The organism is Brevundimonas sp. NPDC055311 (genome assembly GCF_053645695.1).
In genome coordinates this window covers 684,812-698,926 of sequence record NZ_JBSHMV010000001.1, presented here as the reverse complement: position 1 = coordinate 698,926, position 14,115 = coordinate 684,812, and the positions used below count along the sequence as shown (strand labels likewise).

13 protein-coding genes are annotated in these 14,115 nt (G+C 68.4%); 6 read left to right on the top strand and 7 right to left on the bottom strand.

Features of this window, described 5'->3' with window-relative positions; translation table 11 throughout:
• Positions 1–5 precede the first annotated feature (5 nt).
• The 5 genes from mnmA to ACWIDZ_RS03200 form a co-directional block, all read right to left on the bottom strand.
• Positions 6–1,238, bottom strand: coding sequence for a tRNA 2-thiouridine(34) synthase MnmA (mnmA, locus tag ACWIDZ_RS03220; RefSeq protein WP_453988744.1), 1,233 nt, complete (start codon positions 1,236–1,238; stop codon positions 6–8).
• A 110-nt stretch (positions 1,239–1,348) separates the two neighbouring features.
• Entirely contained in the window at positions 1,349–1,633 is a 285-nt protein-coding gene (sciP, locus tag ACWIDZ_RS03215) for a CtrA inhibitor SciP (protein ID WP_024353268.1), read from the bottom strand.
• 186 nt (positions 1,634–1,819) lie between these two features.
• Positions 1,820–3,253 (bottom strand): flagellar hook protein FlgE, encoded by a 1,434-nt coding sequence (gene flgE, locus ACWIDZ_RS03210; protein ID WP_291776546.1) that lies wholly within the window; start codon positions 3,251–3,253, stop codon positions 1,820–1,822.
• 12 nt (positions 3,254–3,265) lie between these two features.
• Positions 3,266–4,012 (bottom strand): flagellar hook assembly protein FlgD, encoded by a 747-nt coding sequence (locus ACWIDZ_RS03205; protein ID WP_291776544.1) that lies wholly within the window; start codon positions 4,010–4,012, stop codon positions 3,266–3,268.
• A 2-nt stretch (positions 4,013–4,014) separates the two neighbouring features.
• On the bottom strand, positions 4,015–5,484 hold the full coding sequence (locus tag ACWIDZ_RS03200) for a flagellar hook-length control protein FliK (RefSeq protein ID WP_453988743.1): 1,470 nt from the start codon (positions 5,482–5,484) through the stop codon (positions 4,015–4,017).
• 390 nt (positions 5,485–5,874) lie between these two features.
• On the opposite strand from ACWIDZ_RS03200, the gene flgK reads away from it, so the two are divergent.
• The 6 genes from flgK (at position 5,875) to ACWIDZ_RS03170 (ending at position 12,585) form a co-directional block, all read left to right on the top strand.
• A complete protein-coding gene (gene flgK, locus ACWIDZ_RS03195) occupies positions 5,875–7,965 on the top strand; it encodes a flagellar hook-associated protein FlgK (RefSeq protein ID WP_453988742.1) in 2,091 nt (696 codons plus the stop codon).
• On the top strand, positions 7,962–8,909 hold the full coding sequence (locus ACWIDZ_RS03190) for a flagellin (protein WP_291776538.1): 948 nt from the start codon (positions 7,962–7,964) through the stop codon (positions 8,907–8,909). Before flgK ends, ACWIDZ_RS03190 begins: the two co-directional genes overlap by 4 nt.
• A gap of 195 nt (positions 8,910–9,104) precedes the next feature.
• Positions 9,105–10,223 carry an ABC transporter permease gene (locus ACWIDZ_RS03185; protein ID WP_291776536.1) on the top strand — a complete coding sequence of 373 codons (1,119 nt, stop codon included), beginning with the start codon at positions 9,105–9,107 and terminating at the stop codon, positions 10,221–10,223.
• Positions 10,220–11,014: an ABC transporter ATP-binding protein gene (locus ACWIDZ_RS03180; protein WP_291776534.1), complete on the top strand. Its 795-nt coding sequence runs from the start codon at positions 10,220–10,222 to the stop codon at positions 11,012–11,014. Before ACWIDZ_RS03185 ends, ACWIDZ_RS03180 begins: the two co-directional genes overlap by 4 nt.
• Before the next feature lie 15 nt (positions 11,015–11,029).
• Positions 11,030–11,968: an MlaD family protein gene (locus tag ACWIDZ_RS03175; RefSeq protein ID WP_291776532.1), complete on the top strand. Its 939-nt coding sequence runs from the start codon at positions 11,030–11,032 to the stop codon at positions 11,966–11,968.
• Complete coding sequence (locus tag ACWIDZ_RS03170; RefSeq protein ID WP_453988740.1) at positions 11,965–12,585, top strand: ABC-type transport auxiliary lipoprotein family protein; 621 nt, start codon at positions 11,965–11,967, stop codon at positions 12,583–12,585. Before ACWIDZ_RS03175 ends, ACWIDZ_RS03170 begins: the two co-directional genes overlap by 4 nt.
• A 93-nt stretch (positions 12,586–12,678) precedes the next feature.
• Here the strand turns inward: ACWIDZ_RS03170 and ACWIDZ_RS03165 are convergent, their stop codons facing one another.
• Together ACWIDZ_RS03165 and ACWIDZ_RS03160 are read right to left on the bottom strand one after the other, a co-directional pair.
• A complete protein-coding gene (locus ACWIDZ_RS03165; protein WP_453988739.1) occupies positions 12,679–13,329 on the bottom strand; it encodes a 3-oxoacid CoA-transferase subunit B in 651 nt (216 codons plus the stop codon).
• Positions 13,329–14,033 carry a CoA transferase subunit A gene (locus ACWIDZ_RS03160; RefSeq protein ID WP_346487396.1) on the bottom strand — a complete coding sequence of 235 codons (705 nt, stop codon included), beginning with the start codon at positions 14,031–14,033 and terminating at the stop codon, positions 13,329–13,331. The genes ACWIDZ_RS03165 and ACWIDZ_RS03160 overlap by 1 nt, the downstream gene beginning before the upstream one ends.
• Positions 14,034–14,115 lie beyond the last annotated feature (82 nt).

Here is a 14,115-nt window from a genome sequence, read left to right as displayed (position 1 = left end):
CCGTCTCAGACTGCTACGGCTTCGGTCGACTGGATGAAGCCGCCGCCCAGGACCCGCTCGTCGTCGGCTGGATCGTAAAGGACGCAGGCCTGACCGGGGGCGACGCCTTCCTCGCCCTGATCGAAGACGACCTGAACCGCGCCATCGATAAAGGCCAGATGGGCGGGGGAGGGCTGGCGAGTCGAGCGGACGCGGGCCAGGACCGGAGCGCCGTCGCGGGCGGCTTCCTCGATCGTGGCCTGATCGCCCAGCCAGTTGGTTTCCTCCAGCGTCAGGCGGGCGGTCAGCAGAGCTTCGCGCGGGCCGACGATGACGCGGCGATGGTCGGGGTCCAGCTTGACCACGAACAGGGGCTCGCCCACGGCGACGTTCAACCCCCGGCGCTGGCCGATGGTGTAGTCGGTGATGCCCGAATGGCGGCCCAGAACCCGGCCGTCCATGTGAACGATCTCACCCGCCTCCCGCCCCTGCGGCCGCAGACGGTCGATCAGGGTGCGATAGTCGCCGGTCGGCACGAAACAGATGTCCTGGCTGTCCGGCTTGGCGGCGATCCTCAGGCCCAGCGATGCGGCGACGCCCCGCACCTGCGGCTTTTCCAGGTCGGCGAGCGGGAAACGCAGATAGTCGAGCTGATCCTGCGTCGTGGCGAACAGGAAGTAGGACTGGTCGCGCGAGTGGTCGACCGCCTTGCGCATCTGCGAGCGGTTGCCGTGGGTGGCGCGGCGGACGTAGTGGCCGGTGGCCATCGCCTCGGCGCCCAGGTCGCGGGCGACGTCCAGCAGGTCGCGGAACTTCACCGTCTGATTGCAGCGGATGCAGGGGACCGGCGTCTGGCCCTTCAGATAGGAATCCGCGAACTGGTCGATCACCGCGTCCTTGAAGCGGTTCTCATAGTCGAGGACGTAGTGCGGAATGCCGATCAGGTCGGCGGCCAGACGGGCGTCGTGAATGTCCTGACCCGCGCAGCAGGCGCCCTTCTTCTTCAGCGCCTCGCCGTGGTCATAGAGTTGAAGCGTCACGCCGACGACGTCATAGCCCGCCTTGTGCAGCAGGGCGGCGACGACGGTGGAATCCACCCCGCCCGACATGGCGGCGACCACGCGCGCGCCCTGCGGCAGGCCGACGGCCTGTCGCACGCTCTCGATCGCGGCGTCCAGGTCGGCTTGCGACATGGGGGCGATGTCGGGAACGGGGCAGAGGATGTCGTCGGTCAGGGCGTCCATGGTCATCGCCGCCATTTAGGCCCTGATGCGCGCGATTTCGAGGCCTGGATCGAAACGAAGGCGGGCCCAATGAAAAAGACCGCCCCGTTCTGGAGCGGCCGTGATCATGCGTTCAGGCGAAAAGCCTAGTCGCGGTAGCTCTGGATGCGCGTGGTGCGCAGACCCTGCATGCCCCATTTGTCGATGGCCTTCTGCCAGGCCATGAACTCCTCGGCCGTTAGACGGTACTTCTCCAGGGCGTCCTCCAGGCTGATCAGCCCGCCGCGCACGGCGGCCACGACCTCGGCCTTGCGGCGGATGACCCAGCGGTTCGTGTCCGAGGGCGGAAGATCCCGCAGGGTCAGGGGCGTACCCGTCGGGCCGACCACGTACTGTTCGCCGTTACTGTTAAGGCGTCGCTCTTGCAGCATGGGCTTAAGCCTCTCTCACCACCACCATAGACGCGCAGGCTAGGCCCCCGCCCGCTAAAAGGCTTTTAAGCGTCGTGGTGAAGGAATGGCTAAGACGCATCCGGCCGGTCCGGCGCCTTCTGCGCCGGCTAAAGGAAGGATTCATCGAGTCTAACGAGACCTTGCTCATGGAGTCCTGTTGGCCGATCAGCGCTTGATGTTGATCAGCTCCGCCAGCATCTCGTCGGCGGTGGTGATGATCTTGGACGAGGCCGAATAGGCGCGCTGGGTGGTGATCAGGCCGGTGAACTCGGTCGACAGGTCGACGGTCGAGGCTTCCAGCTGCTGGGCGCCCAGCAGGCCCGCGCCGCCGGTGCCGGGGGCCTTCAGGTTGAAGGTGCCGGAGTTCTGGCTGACACGGAAGGCGTTGCCCGACACCTCGGTCAGGCTGTCGGCGCTGGGGAAGGTGGCCAGGGCGACCTGGGCGATCTTGCGCATGACGCCGTTGTCGAAGATGGCGGTGACGAAGCCCGCCTCGTCGATCTTCACCTCGGTCAGGTTTCCGAAGGCGGTGCCGTTCGTATAGGTGGCCTGGACGATGGAGGTGCTGTCGTACTGCGTCAGGCCGCCCGCCGAGGCGTTCAGGTCGAAGGCGATGGTCTGGGCCGCGATGCCCAGGTCGGCGGCCCAGGCGCCGTCAGCGCCCGCCGTCGCGCCGTCCGACGAGCCCAGCGACAGGCTGGCGTTGGTCGGGTCGTCGAACAGGCCGGTTCCGGCCGCCCAACCCTGCATCTTGGCCACGTCGAGGCGGCCGTCCTGGGTGAAGGCGATGCGTCCCGACTTCAGCAGGCCGTCGGTGTTGGTGACCATGTCCGCGGGCGCGCGGATCTCGGCGTACCACTCGTTGGCGTCGGCGCTCTTCAGGAAGGAGACGGTGATGTTGCGCTGCCCGCCCTTGGAGTCGGACACCGGAATGGTGATCTCGAAGTCCGGCTTCACGCCCGTAGCCGGGTCGTTGGCGTACATGGACATGGAGTTGGCGGCGGGGTCATAGGCCGTGACGCCGGCCGGCGGGGGCGTCTGGGCGGCTTCATTGACCGGCTGGCTGGACTTCAGGTTGGCGTTCAGGCCGACGCGGGTCGTGGGTTCGGCCGCGCCGCCGACCGAGCCGACGTTGATGGTGCGCAGGCGGCTCATGTCCGACGGGTCGCTGTTGACCACGCCGTCGGCGTCGACCGGCCAGCCCTGCAGATACAGGCCCGAGGTGTTCTGCAGATAACCCAGGTCGTCGATCTTGAACGCCCCGGCGCGGGTGAACAGGCGCGCGTCCGAAAGGGTCAGGTTCTCGGACTTCTCGGTGACGACGAAGAAGCCCTGGCCGGCGATGGCCAGGTCGGTGCCCGAGGTGGTGCGCTGAAGCTGGCCCGCCTGGCTGATGAAGTGGCGGGCGGCGGCTTGGACGCCGCCGGCGGAGTAGCTTGCGCCGGCCGTCTGGGCGTTGACGACGGTCGAGAACTCGGTCGACGCGCGCTTGTAGCCGACGGTGTTCACGTTGGCGATGTTCTGCGAGATCGTCGAAAGGGCCGCGGCGTTGGCGGTCAGACCGGACACGCCGGCCATCATGGCGCCGTTGATGCTCATGACTGGGGTTCCTTACGAAAGAAGATTGAGAGGATTGAGTTTCGAGGCGAGGGCGCTGAGCGCGCCGGCGTCCTCTTCGGGATCGGGCTGGGCGGCGGCCTTCTGCTCTTCCAGCGCGATCAGGCTGGACACCGGCATGATCGACTTGCCGATGATGACGAAGGGGGTGTTGTCGTACATCTCGACGCCGGTGACGCGGCCGCGGATCAGCACCTGGCTGTCGACGTCCTTGCCCGCGCCGTCCTTGGCGAGGACCTTCAGCGTATAGACGCCGCCGTCGTCCACCTGACCGCCGCCGGTCGTGGCTCCGTCCCACTTGAAGTCGTGCATGCCGTTGGTCTTGTCAGGAGCCGGGCCGCTCCAGACCACCTTGCCCGAGGCGTCCAGCACCTGAAGCGTGACGTCGGTCGCGTCGGCGGCCAGCTCATAGCTCCAGCTGGCCTCGCCGTCCTCGAAGCGGGTGGCGGACCAGACGGCGGTGGCGTCCTTGCCGATATACTGCGAGGCGCCGGTCAGGCCGTCGCCCTGCTGGGCCCTCAGCAGGCTGGTCAGCAGATCGTTGGTCAGAAGCTGCTGCTCGACGCCCGCCATCTGGGTCAGTTGGGCGGTGAATTCGTTGGAATCGACCGGCGACAGCGGGTCCTGGTTCCTCAGCTGGGTGGTCAGCAGCGACAGGAAGGTCTGGAAGTTGGAGGCCAGCATCTGGCCCCCGGCGTTCACCCGGCCTGCGGCGTTGTTGGTGGAGACGGCGTCAACCATCGTCAGACTTTCAGATCGACGCGGTCAGGCGTCAGGGAAAGGGAAGTCCAGGCGCCCGGCGGCGGAACGGCGGCGTCGGCCTCGGCGGCCAGGCGGGCCGCGCCGGCGAAGGCGCGACGGTCAGGCTGGCGTTCAAAGGCGCCGTCGCCGAAGCCGGAGGACGGGTCGCGCTCGGCGAACTCCAGATCGTCGGGCGACACCTGCAGGCCCGCATCCAGGAGCTGGCGGCGCAGTTCGTCAGCGCGGGCGCGCAGGTCGGCCGCCGCCGCCGGATTGTCGAAGGCCAGGCGGGCCGTGACCTGGCCGTCGGATTCGATCTCCAGGCTGACGTCGACCCGGCCGAGGCCCTCGGGCGTCAGGGCCATGTCGAAGCGGGTCGAGCGGCCGTCCAGTTTTCGGATGATCTGGGCGGCGATCTGGGCCGTGGTCTCGACCGTGGCGCGCGACAGCTGGGACAGGCCCAGGTCGCGGTGCGCGCTCGGCGCCTGGGGCGCGGCGGCCTCCGCAGGGGGCAGGGGCGCGGCGGCGGGATCGGCCTCAGGAGACGGAGCCGCCGGCGAAGACGCGGAAACCGCCACGACGGGCGCCGGAGCGACGGCCGGGCGGGCGGCGGACGCTGATGCGGTGTCGGCGTCGGCGGGCGCGTCGGATGGAGAGGTGCGGGCGGCGGCGGAGGTTTCGGCTCCATCCGTCGCCGCCATCGCCGCCTGAAGCGCGTCCCTGGCCGAGGCCAGGCGCTCGCCCGCGCCCGATCGGACGCCGGTCAGGGTCTGCAGGGCGGCCGTCTGAGCCGGAGGGGCGAGCGGCGTCGGTCGCGGGGGCGCCGGGGCGTCGCCCTCGTTCTCGCCTTCAGCGGCCGAGGCCTCAGGCGGAGCGTCGGTCTGCGCAGAGGCGGCTGGAAGCGCCGCCTTAAGGGGGACGACGGGCACCGGGGCGGCGGCCTTGGCCGCATCTGCGGCCGTGACGAGGGTTGCGGAAGGCGCGGGCGGAGCGACGGCCTCGGCCGAGGGAGCGGTTCCGGAGAGATCGGTCGGGGCGCCCGCTTGTGCGAGACGGTCGAAGGTCGGGGCCGGTTCTGCGACCTCATGATCGGCCGGCGGGGCGGGCGTCGTCGCGCCGACGGCGGGAGGCTCCGCCGCCCATTCGGCGGCGGCCGGGGCGGTGTTCGTCTCAGGCGCGGGCGAAGAGGGGGCGGCGGCGGGCTGGAGCGGCTCCGGTTGCGGCGTCGGCGGAGGCGCAAACCAGATGGGCGGGGCCGGGGCGACGGCGGCGTCGTCCCTGGCGGGCTCGGCGGCGACGATGATCTCGAGACCTTCAGCCGTTCGGGCGGTCGGGGCCGACGTCGGCGCGTCCTCCTTGAGCATCAGCTCTGCGAAGACGGCGCTGTCCGTCGCCGCCTCGGCGGAGGCGTCGAGGCTCGCGCCGGCGGGGGCGGCGGGCGTCAGGACGGACAGGAGGGTGACGGCGGACATGCGGACGGCAGGCGCTTTCGGTCGGTGAGGGCGGCGCCTGCTGCGCCTGGGTCATTCGGCAGAGCCTCCGCAAACGCCGGGCCAAGCGCAGGTGTTCAATTTAAAATATTGAATTATATATATATTTATAGATTTCTCGCCCTGGGCGCCGACGTGTGAAGCCGGGCGCTTCTTGCCGCGCCTGTCGCTTTTTGCCGGGCGCGGGCGGCGCCTGCGGATTTGGCCCGCCGCTTGCCTCCTCTGTCTTCGAATGCACAGGGGCTGAACGCCGATGTCGAGGAAAATCAAAGAGATGGTCAGAAGACCTGCTCAATTCGCCGGGCAAGATCTGCACGCTCGCCTGCAAGGCTTGCCGAGCGGGCGCATGCGTCTGGGCGTGGGAGGCGTCTGATGTCCCTCAACTCGATCATGAACATCGCCACCTCGGGCATGAATGCGGCCCAGACGCAGCTGCGGGTGGTCTCGGACAACGTCTCCAACGTCAACACGCCCGGCTATGTCCGCAAGATCGCCGACCAGCAGTCCTGGGCCAGCCAGGGCGTCGGGGCGGGGGTGGAGATCGCCCGCATCCGCCTGGCCACCGATCGCTTCCTTCAGGCCGCCAGCCTGAACGCCAGCGCCGACGCCGGGCGCCAGACGGTGCGCTATGAGCTGTATGACCGCATCCAGTCGATGTTCGGCGATCCCGGCGCGAACAGCGGCTTCTTCTCGCAGATCGACAGCGTCTTCGCCGCCTTCGCGGCCTCGGCTCAGGACGCGACGTCCGGCCCTGCGCGCCAGGAGGCCATCTGGAAGACGCAGGGCCTGTTCGACGAAGCCGCCCGCATCAACGCCCAGATCCAGTCTGTGCGCGAAGACGCCGACGCCCGCATCAAGAGCGCGGTGGAAACGGCCAACAGCCTGCTGGAGCAGATCGAGAAGCTGAACGTCGAGATCGCCAAGGCCACGGTGGTCAACGCCGACTCCTCGGGCGCCCAGACGGCCCAGGCGGCCCTGATCGACCAGCTGTCCGGCCTGATGGACGTCCGCATCACCGGCCGCGCGGTCGGCGGGGTCGAGATCCGCACCGGCGCCGGCATCCTGCTGGCGGGGCAGGGGGCGGCCAAGCTGGACTATGTGCGCGCCGGCGCCGTCTCGGCCGAGACGGTGTTCTATGAGGTCATGGTCATCGAGCCGCCCGCCGGAAAGGCGCGCTCCCTGGCCGAGGGGCTGAGCTCGGGCGAGATCAAGGGCCTGCTGGAGCTGCGCGACGGCGAGGCCCCGGCGACGGCGGAGCGTCTGGCCGAACTGATGTCGCGCCTGGCCGACGAACTGAACCGGGCGCACAACGCCTCCTCAGCCGCGCCGCCGCCGAACAGTTTGACCGGCCGCAACGTGGGGCAGTCGCTGGAGACCGCTTTGCAGGGCTTCACCGGCCGGACCTCCATCGTCATCACCGACGGCCAGGGCGTCGTCGTGCAGAAAGTCGATCTGGATCTGGCGACGTTGAACCCGGCGACCTTCCTGGCCGATCTGAACGCCCAGCTTGGCGCGAACGGCAGCGCCAGCTTCGTCGACGGACGGCTGAAGATCGAAGGCGCGGCCGGCACGGGCGTGGTGGTGCTCGACGATCCGGCCGCGCCCTCGAACAAGGGCGGACGGGGCTTCTCGCACTTCTTCGGCCTGAACGACCTGATCGCCAGCGAGCAGCCGACGATCTATGAAACCGGCATGACGGGGGCGTCGCAGCACGGCTTCACGCCGGGCGACGCCATCACCTTCCGCTTCAGCGACGCGGCGGGCGCCAAGCTGCGGGACATCGAGGTGGCGGTCCCGGCCGGCGGCGACATGACCAGCCTGCTGGCCGCGCTCAACGATCCGATGACGGGCGCCGGGCGGATGGGGACGTTCAGCCTCAGTGCGGCGGGCGAGATGACGTTCACGCCGCGCCCCGGATCGGGCGCGACCCTGTCGGTGCTGCAGGACCGCACGACCCAGGTTCCGTCGGGCGTGTCGATGAGCGAGCTGTTCGGCCTGGGCGGCGCGCGCGCCTCGCGGGCGGACGCCTTCTCGATCAGGGCCGATATCGCGCGCGACCCAGCCCTCATGGCCTTCGCCCAGGCCGATTCTGCGGCCGGGGTCGGCGCGGCCGTGGTCAGCAAGAACGACGCGCGCGGGGCGCGGCTGTTGGCGAGCGCCGGCGAGAACGCGGCCTCCTTCTCGGCGGCCGGCGGGGCGGCGGGCGGCTCCATGTCGCTGTCGCGCTATGCGTCGGAAATGTCAGGCGAGATCGGCAGCCGGGCCGCCATGGCCAAGAATAACGCCGCCAGCGCCACGGCCCTGGCCAAGGAGGCGACGGCGCGCCGCGTCTCCGTCGAAGGCGTCAACCTGGACGAGGAGCTGGTGCTGATGACCACCTATCAGCAAGCCTTTAACGCTTCCGCCCGCATGGTTCAGGCCGCCAAGGACATGTACGACATCCTGCTGGGAATGGTGCGATGACCCGCGTTTCGACCTACGGAAACTATCAGTCGGCCCTGCTGGACCTGATGTCGGCCCAGTCGCGGGCCGACGCCGCCCAGAAGAAGGTCAACACGCAGAAGAACGCCACCGATCTGGTGGGCTTCGGGCGCGGGTCGGAGACGGTCAGTGCGCTGAAGTCCAGCCAGACCCGCATTCAGACCTTCATCGACACCAACAAGGCCGTCGCCGCCCGGCTGGAGACCCAGGACCTGGCCATGGAGCGCGTCGCCGACGCCGCGACCGCCGCGCGGCAGGCGATCGCCGACGCCATCGCCGCCGGGCGGATGGATGCGCTGATGGGCTCGCTGGAAAGCCTGTTCGCCGAGGCCCAGGACGGGCTGAACATGAAGCATCAGGGCAAGTATCTGTTCGGCGGCGGCGTCATCGACCGCGCGCCGGTGGACCTGCCCGAGATTCCCGGCCAGCCGGGCGCGACCATGATGGCCAAGCTGGCGGCCCTGCCTGACGAAGGGGCGGCCTTCCGCAACGATCAGCTGAAGCAGTCGTCCTGGCTGGACGAGAACGTATCGATGGACACGGGCTTCCTGGCGGACGCCATGGGAACGGAGCTGTTCGCCATCTTCCGCGACATCCAGCTGGAGCACGAGGCGACGCCGCTGGAGGGGCAGATGACGGACGCCCAGAAGGCCTTCCTGACCACGCAGATGGGCCGCTTCGAAGCGGCGGCCAAGGGCATGGTGGAACTGCAGGCCGCCAACGGCGGGATGCAGAATCGGGTGGATCGCCTGCTGGAATCCCAGGAGACGCGGAAGATCTCCGTGGACACCATTCTGGCCGGCAAGACCGACGCCAACATGGCCGAGGCGGTGGTCGAACTGGAGATGGCCCAGATCGCCCTGCAGGCGTCGGCCCAGGTGATCAGCCAGCTGCGGCAGGTCTCCCTGCTGGACTATCTGAGATAGGTCTTTCGCCTTCCGGCGGTGCTGAACGAAAATCGCCCGACGACGTTCACAAAGCTGCGCCGTGACGGGAGGGCTTGGCTTGCGCCCAGCAAAGCCGGAAGAGATCGAGGTTTGTCATCCGTCGTTGACGCGGCGCGAAAAGCATAGCTTTAACCGCCGTATGCGTGCAGGCGGGCCTGTGTCAGTGTCGGACTCATGAATCGGGCGGACTTCCAGATTGACGAGCATCAGGACGGCCAGGCGCGACTGCGGCTGGCCGGCGACTGGTCGACGGTGTCCGTGGGCCGCCTGGGCGATCGGCTGAAGGCCGAGCTGGACGGCCGGCCGGTGACGGCGCTTGATCTGGAGGACCTGGGCCGCTTCGACACCGCCGGCGCCCTGGCCGTGGCTCAGGCGATGAGCCGTCCCATTCCCGAAACCGCCTGGTCGGCCCGGCCCGAGGCGGGGCGTCTTTACCGCATGGTGGCCAAGCTCGACTGCATGACGGCCGAGCCGCCGCGCCGTTCGGCCTCGATGACGCGCGGCTTCGCCAAGGTCGGGCGCGGGGTCTATGACTTCGGCGCCGAGGCCATGCTGTCCCTGGCCTTCCTGGGCCGGTTGATGGCCGCCGTGGTGACGGCCCTGAGGAACCCCGGCCGCATCCGTTGGGCCGCCTGGTTCAGCCAGGCCGAGCGCACCGGCCTGGACGCCATCCCGATCGTGGTGGTGACCAACTTCTTCATCGGCGCCGTGGTGGCCTTCATCGGCGTGGACCTGCTGACCCAGTTCGGGGCGGGGGTGTTCTCCGTGCAGTTGATCGGCGTGGCCGTCTTCCGCGAGTTCGCGGTGGTGATCACCGCCGTTCTGCTGGCGGGCCGCTCGGCCTCGTCCTTCGCCGCCGAGATCGGCTCCATGCGCATGACGCAGGAGGTGGACGCCATGCGGGTGATGGGCGTCGATCCGTTCCAGGCCCTGGTGATCCCGCGCCTGGCGGCGCTTCTGGTCATGCTGCCCCTGCTGACCTTCCTGGCCATGGTGGGCGGGTTGCTGGGCGGGGTCATGGTGTCGTGGAGCCAGCTGAACCTGGGCCCCGTCTTCTTCTTCCAGCGGCTGGTCGAGGACGGCTACATGCCGACCCACATGATGGTGGGCCTGATCAAGGCGCCGGTCTTCGCCCTGGTGGTCGCGGCCATCGGCTGTCGTCAGGGCATGGCCGTGGCGGGCGACGTCGAGAGCCTGGGCCGTCGGGTGACGGCGGCGGTGGTGCAGGCCATCTTCGCCATCATCCTGCTGGACGCCGTCTTCGCCCTGATCTTCATCGAGCTGAACATATGACGGGCGAGACGCGCAAACCCGACGACGGCGAGGCCCTGATCCAGGTGCGGGGCCTGCTCAGCCAGTTCGGCGACCGGGTCATCCATCAGGACCTCGACCTGGACGTGATGCGCGGCGAGGTGCTGGGCGTCGTCGGCGGCTCCGGCACCGGCAAGACGGTGCTGTTGAACTCCATCATCGGCCTGAAGGAGCCGGAGGGCGGGGAGGTGCGCCTGTTCGGCCAGGACCGCAGCGCCATGACCAAGGAAGAGGCGGCCGCCGTCGAACGCCGCACCGGGGTGCTGTTCCAGCAGGGGGCCCTGTTCTCCGCCCTGACGGTGCTGGACAATGTCGCCTCGCCCCTGGTCGAGCACACGAAACTGCCCAAGAGCACGATCCGCGAACTGGCGGAGATGAAGGTGGCCATGGTCGGTCTGAAGCCCGAGGCTCTCTATCTGAAGCCGGCGGAGCTGTCGGGCGGGATGCGCAAGCGCGTCGGCCTGGCCCGCGCCCTGGCGCTTGATCCCGAACTGGTTTTCTTGGACGAGCCGACGGCGGGGCTGGACCCCATCGGGGCGGCGGCGTTCGACGATCTGATCCGTCAGCTATCGGATGACCTGGGGCTGACCGTCTTCATGATCACCCACGACCTCGACAGCCTTTACGCCATCTGTGACGAGGTGGCCGTCCTGGCGGACAAGCATGTGGTGGCCAAGGCGCCGGTCGCTGAGCTGGAACGCTCGGACCACCCCTGGATCAAGGAATACTTCCTGGGGCCGCGCGGACGCGCCGCCCACAAGACCGCGGCCTGAGGAGGGCGCGAAACGATGGAAAGAGACGCTCATTACGCCGCCGTCGGCATCGCCACCGTCGCCCTTCTGGTGGCCTTGGCCGTGTTCACGATCTGGCTGGCGCGGCTGCAGTTCAACAAGGACTACGATGTCTATGACATCGTCTTCTACGGACCCGTGCGCGGCCTGTCCGAAGGCGGAGAAGTCCATTTCAACGGCATTCGCGTCGGCGAGGTCACTGATCTGAACCTGGATCCCAAGAAGGCGGATCAGGTCATCGCCCGCGTGCGCCTGAACGGCACGACGCCGGTGCGGGTGACGTCGCGGGCGCAGTTGGAGCCGCAGGGCATCACGGGCCTGAACTACATCCAGATCACGGCGGGCGACCCCAATAGCGCTCTGCTGAAGACGCAGTATCCCGAAAACGTCGTGCCGGTGATTCAGAGCCAGCCCAGCCCCATCGCCGAGCTTCTGAGCGGGTCGGGCACGGTGTTGGCCCAGACGGTGGACGCGCTGAACCGCATCAACCGCGTCATGTCGGACGACAACATCCGCAGCTTCTCGACCAGCGTGAAGAACGTCGAGGCCCTGACCGCCGAACTGGAAGCCCGCAAGGGCATGTTCCAGCAGTTGGAAGAGACGATCACCAAGGCCAACGCCGCTGTCGGCGAATATCAGGCCTTGGGCGCCAGCGCGCGCCAGATGGTCGACACCGACGGCAGGCAGGCCATCGCCAACATCAACAAGGCGACTGAGGAGGCCCAGGCGGCCATCGCCTCGATCAACCGCTCGGCCAGCGGCCTGGAAGGTCCGCTGGGCGACTTCGGCACGCAGACGGTGCCGCAGTTGAACGACACCATCCGCCAGCTGGATCGGGCGACGCGCTCGCTGCAGTCGCTGATCGACAATGTCCGCGAAAGCCCGCGCGACTTCATCGCCAAGGCGCCGTCCAAGGAAATCGAGGTGCAGCCGTGATCCGTTCCACACTGATGATTGCGGCGGCGTCGGTCGCCCTGTCCGGTTGCGCTCTGCTGTCGTCGCCGGACCCAGTCCAGCTGTATCGCTTCGGCGGGGCCTCGGCCTTCGCCGGGACGGGGGCGACCTCGGCCTGCCCGGACGTCCATGTCTCCATGCGCAGGGTGGACTTCCCCGAGGCGGCGCGCGGCGATCGCCTGCTGGCCGTGACCGGGGCGGAGGCGGCCTACATCAAGGGCGCGCGCTGGGTGTCGCCGGCCGAGACCCTGTTCGAGGAAGCACTGCGCAACGCCTTCCTGGACGGCGGAACCTGCACGGTGCTGAGCAGCGGCCCTCTGACGCGCGACGGCCTGCTGCTGAGCGTGGACGTGCGCCGGTTCGAGGCCGCCTACGCCGCGCCGGGCGCCGTGCCGGACGTCAACATCGTGGTGCTGCTGCGCCTGGTCCGGCCGGGCGACCGCTCGATCGTGGCCGAGGATCGCATCTCGGTCAGCGAGGGCGCGGGCGAGAACCGCCAGTCGGCCATCGTCGCCGCCTTCGATCGCGCCACCGCCGAGGCCAGCCGCCAGATCGTCCTGTGGACGGACCAACAGGGCTTCCAGGCGATGCGGGACTAAATACCCTTCTCCCGCAAGAGGAGAAGGACGACATGAAAAACCCCGGCGACCGCGAGGCCGCCGGGGTTCTGCGTTTCAGGCGGGGCGGGCGGTTCAGCCCAGGTTCGCCGCCACCGTGTAGTCGGCCTCGGTCTTGGCCGCGACTTCATCCAGCGAGACGCCCTCGGCCAGTTCGATCAACTCCAGCCCCGAGCCGTCCGGCTTGACGTCGAAGGTCGCCAGGTCGGTGATGATGCGGCTGACCACCCCCGTGCCGGTCAACGGCAGACTACATTCCTTCAAAACCTTGGACTGGCCGTGCTTGTTGGCGTGCTCCATGACCACGACCACGCGCTTGACGCCCGCGACCAGGTCCATCGCGCCGCCCATGCCCTTCACCAGCTTGCCGGGGATCATCCAGTTGGCGATGTCGCCGTTCTGGGCCACCTCCATCGCGCCCAGGATGGACAGGTTGATGTGGCCGCCGCGGATCATGGCGAAGCTGTCCGAGGAGCTGAAATAGGCGCTCTCGGGGATTTCGGTGATCGTCTGCTTGCCGGCGTTGATCAGGTCGGGATCTTCCTCGCCCTCATAGGGGAAGGGGCCCATGCCCAGCATGCCGTTCTCCGACTGCAGGGTCACGACCATGCCGTCGGGGATGTAGTTGGCCACCAGGGTCGGGATGCCGATGCCCAGGTTCACATAGAAGCCGTCCTGCAGCTCCTTGGCGGCGCGTTCGGCCAGTTGTTCGCGAGTGCGGGCCATTATGCGGCGCTCCTTTGACGAACGGTGCGCTGTTCGATGCGCTTTTCGGACACGGTCTGGATCAGGCGGTCGACATAGACGCCCGGCGTGTGGATGTGGTCGGGGTCCAGCGAACCGACGGGGACGATCTCTTCCACTTCGACGACCGTCACCTTGCCGGCGGTCGCCATCATCGGGTTGAAGTTGCGGGCCGTCTTGCGGAAGACGAGGTTGCCGCGCTCATCGGCCTTCCACGCCTTGACGATGGACAGGTCGGCGATCAGGCCGGTCTCCATGATGTAGCGGCGGCCGTCGAACGCGCGCTCTTCCTTGCCCTCGGCGACCAGGGTGCCGACGCCGGTGGCGGTGAAGAAGGCCGGGATGCCGGCGCCGCCGGCACGGATGCGCTCGGCCAGGGTGCCCTGCGGGTTGAACTCCAGCTGCAGTTCGCCGGCCAGATACTGGCGCTCGAACTCCTTGTTCTCGCCGACGTAGGACGAGATCATCTTGGCGATCTGGCGCGTCTCCAGCAGCTGGCCTAGGCCGAAGCCGTCCACGCCCGCGTTGTTGGAGATGACGGTCAGACCCTTCACGCCCGTGTCGCGCAGACCCGCGATCAGGTTTTCGGGGATGCCGCACAGGCCGAAGCCGCCGGACATGACGGTCATGCCGTCGAATGTCAGCCCCTCCAGCGCGGACTTCACGTCAGCGTAAATCTTGCCCATCGGACTCCCTTTTTCACCGTCTGATGAATATCGCGGTCTCCTCCGTCCTTAAAGCGGGCGGGGAGGAGGGGCAAGCGGCAAG

Bases quoted from the DNA above. Each gene is read 5' to 3' on its own strand.
- ACWIDZ_RS03185 (WP_291776536.1), top strand. From the start codon at position 9,105: ATGAATCGGGCGGACTTCCAGATTGACGAGCATCAGGACGGCCAGGCG.
- sciP (WP_024353268.1), bottom strand. From the start codon at position 1,633: ATGCTGCAAGAGCGACGCCTTAACAGTAACGGCGAACAGTACGTGGTC.
- ACWIDZ_RS03165 (WP_453988739.1), bottom strand. From the start codon at position 13,329: ATGGCCCGCACTCGCGAACAACTGGCCGAACGCGCCGCCAAGGAGCTG.
- ACWIDZ_RS03160 (WP_346487396.1), bottom strand. From the start codon at position 14,033: ATGGGCAAGATTTACGCTGACGTGAAGTCCGCGCTGGAGGGGCTGACA.
- ACWIDZ_RS03190 (WP_291776538.1), top strand. From the start codon at position 7,962: ATGACCCGCGTTTCGACCTACGGAAACTATCAGTCGGCCCTGCTGGAC.
- flgE (WP_291776546.1), bottom strand. From the start codon at position 3,253: ATGAGCATCAACGGCGCCATGATGGCCGGCGTGTCCGGTCTGACCGCC.
- mnmA (WP_453988744.1), bottom strand. From the start codon at position 1,238: ATGGCGGCGATGACCATGGACGCCCTGACCGACGACATCCTCTGCCCC.
- ACWIDZ_RS03175 (WP_291776532.1), top strand. From the start codon at position 11,030: ATGGAAAGAGACGCTCATTACGCCGCCGTCGGCATCGCCACCGTCGCC.
- ACWIDZ_RS03205 (WP_291776544.1), bottom strand. From the start codon at position 4,012: ATGGTTGACGCCGTCTCCACCAACAACGCCGCAGGCCGGGTGAACGCC.
- ACWIDZ_RS03180 (WP_291776534.1), top strand. From the start codon at position 10,220: ATGACGGGCGAGACGCGCAAACCCGACGACGGCGAGGCCCTGATCCAG.
- flgK (WP_453988742.1), top strand. From the start codon at position 5,875: ATGTCCCTCAACTCGATCATGAACATCGCCACCTCGGGCATGAATGCG.
- ACWIDZ_RS03200 (WP_453988743.1), bottom strand. From the start codon at position 5,484: ATGTCCGCCGTCACCCTCCTGTCCGTCCTGACGCCCGCCGCCCCCGCC.